General features: G+C 69.8%; 7 protein-coding genes and 1 tRNA gene. 3 read left to right on the top strand and 5 right to left on the bottom strand.

What is annotated here, in order from left to right; all coding sequences use genetic code 11:
• Positions 1-103: 103 nt before the first annotated feature.
• A complete protein-coding gene (locus tag JGS39_RS35585) occupies positions 104-751 on the bottom strand; it encodes a nucleoside/nucleotide kinase family protein (RefSeq protein ID WP_219573896.1) in 648 nt (215 codons plus the stop codon).
• A gap of 67 nt (positions 752-818) precedes the next feature.
• Between JGS39_RS35585 and JGS39_RS35580 the strand changes: the two genes are divergently transcribed.
• On the top strand, positions 819-1184 hold the full coding sequence (locus JGS39_RS35580) for a nuclear transport factor 2 family protein (RefSeq protein WP_219573895.1): 366 nt from the start codon (positions 819-821) through the stop codon (positions 1182-1184).
• 61 nt (positions 1185-1245) lie between these two features.
• Here JGS39_RS35580 and JGS39_RS35575 read toward each other — a convergent pair whose 3' ends face one another.
• The gene (locus tag JGS39_RS35575; protein ID WP_372456185.1) at positions 1246-1695 is read right to left on the bottom strand and encodes a cupin domain-containing protein; all 450 of its coding nucleotides are present in this window, start codon (positions 1693-1695) and stop codon (positions 1246-1248) included.
• A 161-nt stretch (positions 1696-1856) separates the two neighbouring features.
• The gene (locus tag JGS39_RS35570; protein WP_219573893.1) at positions 1857-2534 is read right to left on the bottom strand and encodes a winged helix-turn-helix transcriptional regulator; all 678 of its coding nucleotides are present in this window, start codon (positions 2532-2534) and stop codon (positions 1857-1859) included.
• A gap of 85 nt (positions 2535-2619) precedes the next feature.
• Here JGS39_RS35570 and JGS39_RS35565 point away from each other — a divergent pair, with 85 nt between their 5' ends.
• Both JGS39_RS35565 and JGS39_RS35560 read left to right on the top strand, forming a co-directional pair.
• The gene (locus JGS39_RS35565; protein ID WP_219573892.1) at positions 2620-3831 is read left to right on the top strand and encodes a pyridoxal phosphate-dependent aminotransferase; all 1212 of its coding nucleotides are present in this window, start codon (positions 2620-2622) and stop codon (positions 3829-3831) included.
• A gap of 31 nt (positions 3832-3862) precedes the next feature.
• Positions 3863-4549: a cysteine peptidase family C39 domain-containing protein gene (locus tag JGS39_RS35560; protein ID WP_306081714.1), complete on the top strand. Its 687-nt coding sequence runs from the start codon at positions 3863-3865 to the stop codon at positions 4547-4549.
• 266 nt (positions 4550-4815) lie between these two features.
• Here JGS39_RS35560 and JGS39_RS35555 read toward each other — a convergent pair.
• Together JGS39_RS35555 and JGS39_RS35550 are read right to left on the bottom strand one after the other, a co-directional pair.
• Positions 4816-4902: transfer RNA gene (locus JGS39_RS35555), tRNA-OTHER, on the bottom strand.
• 38 nt (positions 4903-4940) lie between these two features.
• On the bottom strand, positions 4941-5672 hold the full coding sequence (locus JGS39_RS35550; protein WP_219573891.1) for a DUF7873 family protein: 732 nt from the start codon (positions 5670-5672) through the stop codon (positions 4941-4943).
• Positions 5673-5815: the final 143 nt, after the last annotated feature.

Raw genomic sequence — 5815 nt, 5'->3', positions numbered from 1 at the left:
GCGTGAGCGGGCGCCGAGCGCGAGCGGGCGCCGAGCGCGACAGGACGCCGGGCGCCGAGCGTGACAGGGCGCCGAGCACCGAACGTGCGCACGCCCCGGCAGATCAGCCGTCCCGCCGCAGCCCGGTCCAGGCGGGATGGTGCGGATCATCGGCTCTGACGACCGCGTCCGCGCTTGCGTAGGGCGCCGCCTCGTCCTCGTACCGGGCGAATGCGGGCAGGGTCCACTGCTCGTCCTCCGGCGTGCGCCGCCGCAGCGCTCCGGCCGACAGGCGCAGATGGACACTCAGGTCGAACGGGAACCAGTGTCCCAGCAGCAACGGCCCGTGCAGGACCAGCACTCCCCCTTCCGGCAGTTGCCGGTACGGGCTCCGCGTGGCCCGGTCCGTGACCGGATCCCACAGATCGGGCAGCACCCGCCCGCTTCCGCCCGGCTCCAGCGGACCGAACACCTCACGCCACAGGGCCCCGGTGTCGAACCAGCTGCCGTAGTACGAGTCGGGGTCCCTCCTGCCGTACTCGTACCGCAGACTCGCCGGCCGCAGGAAACCCGCCGTGGACACCGGGAGCACCGCCCGGCCCCGCAGCCGCAGCCCCTGGGCGACGGAATCGGCCAGCTCGGCGGTACGGGCCGCCGGAGCGCCGTCGACGGCGATCTTGAGCCAGGGTCCGCCGTCCGCGGGCTTCAGCGCGTCGGCGTGCGCGGTCAGCTCGTCCGCCAGCCGTTCCCAGGTGATCGCTTCGAATCGCACGCGACCATCCTGCCCTCTTGCCGAAAATCTGCGGCACCCGCCGGTCCCGCCCTTTACGGTCCTTCCCATGGATCTCGAATTCGCGCGCAAGTTCGCCACGCAGTGGCAGGACGACTGGAACTCCCACGACCTGGACCGCATCCTGGCGCACTACCACGAGGACGTGGCGTTCAGCTCCCCCATGATCGCCAGGTTCACCGGCGACGCCTCCGGCACGGTCCGCGGCAAACAGGAACTGCGCGCGTACTGGGCCCGGGGCCTGGAGCTCATCCCCGACCTCGAGTTCGAGGTGATGGACGTGCGGGCGGGCGTCGACACGCTGGTGATCGACTACCGCAACCAGATCGGGGGCCGGGTGTACGAGGTGCTGACCTTCCGCGACGGCCTGGTGAGCGCCGGCCTCGGCGCGTACGGGGAGATACTCGCCCGCTGACGGTCGGCGCCCGGCGGTCCCGTGACCGTCCCGGGGCGCCAGAGGGCGGTGCCTCGCGCTTCTACTTCTTTCCGCAGTCCGCCGCGTCGGCGTCGTCGGAGAGCGGGCTGCCCTCGGGCAGCAGATAGGTCACCCAGAGGACGACCGGCTCGGTGCCCAGATTGCGCCCGACATGGCGGTGCTTCGCGCCGGACGGCTCGATGAAGGACGTGCCCGCAGGGGTCACTTCGACCGTGCAGTCGTCCAGGGTGCGGGTCAGTGTCCCGGACTTGACGACGGCGATCAGCTGGCCGCGGTGGGTGTGCCAGCCGGTGGAGCCGCCCGGCTCGACGGTGATCGTCCGGAAGGTGACGTCGGTGCGCCCCTTCGGCGCCTTCACCTTCAGTTTGCCCACCGAGGTGCCTTCCGCGACCACGGTGCCGCTCACCCCGCTGCCGGGGGTGGCGACGGCCGCCGCAGGTACGAAGCCGAGTGCGGCCACGCAGCCCCCGATGACGAGCGCCTTGCCCAGGCGCCGCTGCTGTCCCTGTCGGCCCTGTTTCTCCTGTTGCTCCTGTTGCTCCTGCTGTCTGCCAATCCTCACGGGCAACTCCTTCTCCTCAGTGTCCCGGACATCCCAAATGCCCCGACACTACCCAGAAGTTGACCGATCGAATCACGCCACCGCAACCATCACGCGCCACGCAGCTCCACGGCGAGCGGCCCCTCGCCCGACACCTCGATCCGCCCGTCCTTGACGGCCTCGGCGAACGTCAGCTCTCCACGCCCCAGCGCCAGACAGAGCTCGGCGTCGAGGGCGATGCGCGCGTCGGCACGGACGGCGGGCCCGTCCCCGTAGACCGGTTCGCCCGGCTCCTGATCCCCCGTACGGACATGGAAATCGCCCTCGTCCAGGTGCACATCGACCACCCCGCCGCAGGCCGCGCCACCGAACCCCTCCAGCGCGCGCAGCAGTGGAAGGGCGAACCAGTGCGCCCGGACCGCGTCCGTGGGCCGCCGTTCCACGAGTGCCGGCGCGCCCCACTCGGCGAGCGCCGCGAGGACGGGCAGCAGCCCGTGCCCGCGCTCGGTCAGTTCGTACACCGAGGCGGCGGCGGGCGGCGGCAGTCTGCGACGGGTGACCAGCCCGCCCTGCTCCATGTCCTTGAGCCGGGAGGCGAGGACATCGGTGCTGACTCCGGGCAGGTCGGCGTGGAGATCGGTGTAGCGCCGGGGACCGGCCAGCAGTTCACGGACGATCAGCAGGGTCCACCGGTCACCGACCGCGTCCAGCGCCCGGGCGCCGGCACAGAACTGGTCGTAACTCCGGCGGCGGACCGGGCGGGTTGCGGGCTGTTGCTGACGTGGCATGCGACGCAGTCTAGACATGTTGTTGGACTTTCCAAGCCCAAGCTTGGTAAAACCAAGTATCGCAATCGGGTCGGGGAGGCACCGCATGGAATTCCGCCAGTCCAGCAAGCTCAACGAGGTCTGTTACGAGATCCGGGGCCCGGTCATCGAGCACGCCAACGCCCTGGAGGAGGCGGGCCACAGCGTGCTGCGGCTCAACACGGGCAATCCGGCGCTGTTCGGCTTCGAGGCGCCGGAGGAGATCGTCCAGGACATGATCCGGATGCTCCCGCAGGCCCATGGCTACACGGATTCGCGCGGCATCCTGTCCGCCCGCCGGGCCGTGGCACAGCGCTATCAGGCGATGGGACTCACCGAGATCGGCGTCGACGACGTCTTTCTCGGCAACGGTGTCTCCGAGCTGATCTCCATGGCGGTGCAGGGGCTGCTGGAGGACGGCGACGAGGTGCTCATCCCCTCCCCCGACTACCCGTTGTGGACCGCGGTGACGACGCTGGCCGGCGGAAAGGCCGTGCACTACGTGTGCGACGAGGAGTCGGACTGGAACCCCGACCTCGCCGACATGGCCTCGAAGATCACCGACCGCACCAGGGCCGTCGTGATCATCAACCCAAACAACCCCACCGGCGCCGTCTACCCCCGCGAGGTGCTGGAAGGCATCCTCGACCTGGCCCGCAGGCACGGCCTGATGGTGTTCGCCGACGAGATCTACGACCAGATCCTGTACGACGACGCCGAACACCACAGCGTGGCGGTCCTCGCCCCCGACCTGGTCTGCCTCACCTTCAGCGGACTGTCGAAGACATACCGCGTGGCAGGGTTCCGATCGGGCTGGATGGTGGTGTCGGGCCCCAAGCAGCACGCCCGCAGCTACCTTGAGGGGCTGACCATGCTCGCCTCCATGCGCCTGTGCCCCAACGCGCCCGCGCAGTACGCGATCCAGGCGGCCCTCGGCGGCCGCCAGTCCATCCGGGAGCTGGTGGTGCCCGGCGGCAGGCTGTACGAGCAGCGCAACCGCGCCTGGGAGAAGCTGAACGAGATCCCCGGGGTGTCGTGCGTGAAGCCGAAGGGCGCGCTGTACGCCTTCCCGCGCATCGACCCGAAGGTGCATCCGATCGTCGACGACGAGAGGTTCGTCCTGGACCTGCTGCTGCGGGAGAAGATCCAGGTCGTACAGGGCACCGGCTTCAACTGGCCGCGGCCCGACCACTTCCGCATCCTGACCCTCCCGTACGCTGACGATCTTGACGCGGCGATCAGCCGCATCGGCCGCTTCCTGGCCGGGTACCGGCAGTGACCGGCCACCGGAGATGAACGGAGACCCGACCGTGAGCTGCCCCACCTGCCAGGTCCCCGTGCACACCCAGTTCGCCTCGTCCGATCTCGTCGGGCCGATCGTCGAGGGCGGGCTGGACCCGGCATCCGATCCCGCCTGGGCGGAGTCCGGCGCGAAGTCGCCCGCGGAGTACGCACGCTGGGCCGGCCATCTGTGCGGTATGACCTGTCTGCGCATGGCGCTCGGCGCCGACGCCCCGTCACTCTTCGCGCTGCGGGACGGAGCGCTGGAGTACGGCGCGTACACCGAGGACGGCGACGGCGAGATCCGGGGGCTGGTCTACGCCCCGTTCGCCACGTACGTACGTGAGCAGCACGGTCTGGAGGCCACCGTCCACCGGCATCTCGCACCGGCGGAGATCCTGGACCTGCTGGACGAGGGCCGGTTCGTCATGGCGTCGGTGCACTACGCGATCCGTCACCCGCGGCGGCCCGCACCGGGACGAGGCGGCCATCTGGTGCTCCTGACGTCGCGCACGGCCGACGGGACGGGCGTGCACTTCCACAACCCGTCCGGCACATCGGCCGCGACCCGGGCGGCGGAGCTGCCGCCGGCCGCCTTCGAGCGCTTCTTCGCCGGGCGCGGGGTGTCGCTGCGCGCGACGGGGGGGCGCAGCCCCGGGAGCGGATGCAGCAACGGGAGCGGGCCCGGGGGCGTAGCCGGCCCCCGAGCCCTGTGATTGCCGCCTGTACGGCACGCCGGCACTTTTAAAGGTCCCGTGTCAGTTTTATGTCGCCGTGTCCTGCCTTTAGACGACCGCAGACCGAAGCTCCGCGGGCCGGAGTCGAACCGGCATCTCGACGCACACGGGCACGGGCCCGGTTGATCCGGCGATAGGCGGCGCATGCTGAGTCTGGAGCAATAGTCTGAGATTGATCGCGGTCTGCCTCTGCCATTTGGGCCACCCCGGCCCGTATCCGTACGGGATGTACGGAGGTGCGGAAGTGCCGGGGGGAGGACTCGAACCTCCACTTGAACCGCGTCGTCACGACAAACTTCAGTTTCAGCTTTGCGCTCCTCGCGCACCCCGGCCGCGTCGACCGCCGCCGGGGATTCCATGGTCGGTCACCTCATCCGAAGAGGTAACCGAAGACCGCATCACCCACCCGCTGGTCCGTGACGTCCACGCCGTTGGCCTCCTCGCGGGCGAACTTGACGGCCTGCTGGAGCTTCTCCACCCGGTCGAGCAGTTCGTTGATCCGCCGCGCGGGCAACGCACCGGAGAACTTGACCGTGGTCCAGTAGCCGATGGGGATGTCCTCGTAGTACACCTCGACCTGCGCCGGGTGCTTCTCGGTGGCCTCCGCCTTCACGTGGTTGCGGGGCACCTTCTTCGTCCGCAGGGTCCGCACCGGCTCGGTCTTCCAGGAGTCGGTGGACGGGTCCTGGGCCCAGGCCTCCGAGGCGTCGAGCACCGGGAGCTTGCGGACGAAGGTGTTGATGTCCGTGAGCTGCTTCTCCAGGAAGAGCAGATACGACACCGGCACGCCGCTCACCAGGACGCGTCCGTCGACGGAGACGTCGGCGCGGGCCGCGCAGTTCGCCCAGTCCTTCGTGGCGGTCACGTCGAAGAGACGGGTCAGCGTCGCCGCGGTCTCCCTCAGCACGTCCTCGGCCTTGATCTGCACCAGGGTCGACTCGGGCGGCAACTGCTCGCCCTCCTCGTCCTTCGGCTGATAGGTCCGGGAGATCCCGGCCAGCAGACCGGCCTTCTGGAGGCCGTGATGCGCCGCCGTCAGGTCCTGGTGCGCCTTGGACTTGACGCCCTTCTCCACTGCGATGATCTGATTGAGTTTCGCCACGTCCAGGAAGCTAGCAAGAGCAACACGCTACGTACCAGCGGTTTTTGGCGCCCGGAACCGTCCAGGAGACCTGCGCCCGCCCGTTCGGGTGGTTTCCGCGCGACGCCCCTGCGCCGCCGCTGCCGGGCGGGCGCAGGTCTCCT

It is taken from the genome of Streptomyces poriferorum, assembly GCF_019399235.1.
GTDB lineage: Bacteria > Actinomycetota > Actinomycetes > Streptomycetales > Streptomycetaceae > Streptomyces > Streptomyces poriferorum.
The sequence above is the reverse complement of the archived record's forward strand: the minus strand, read 5'-3'. Positions and strand labels throughout refer to the sequence as shown.

Excerpts from the sequence above, each read along its gene's own strand:
- JGS39_RS35580 (WP_219573895.1), top strand. The coding sequence starts at position 819 with ATGGATCTCGAATTCGCGCGCAAGTTCGCCACGCAGTGGCAGGACGAC.
- JGS39_RS35570 (WP_219573893.1), bottom strand. The coding sequence starts at position 2,534 with ATGCCACGTCAGCAACAGCCCGCAACCCGCCCGGTCCGCCGCCGGAGT.
- JGS39_RS35565 (WP_219573892.1), top strand. The coding sequence starts at position 2,620 with ATGGAATTCCGCCAGTCCAGCAAGCTCAACGAGGTCTGTTACGAGATC.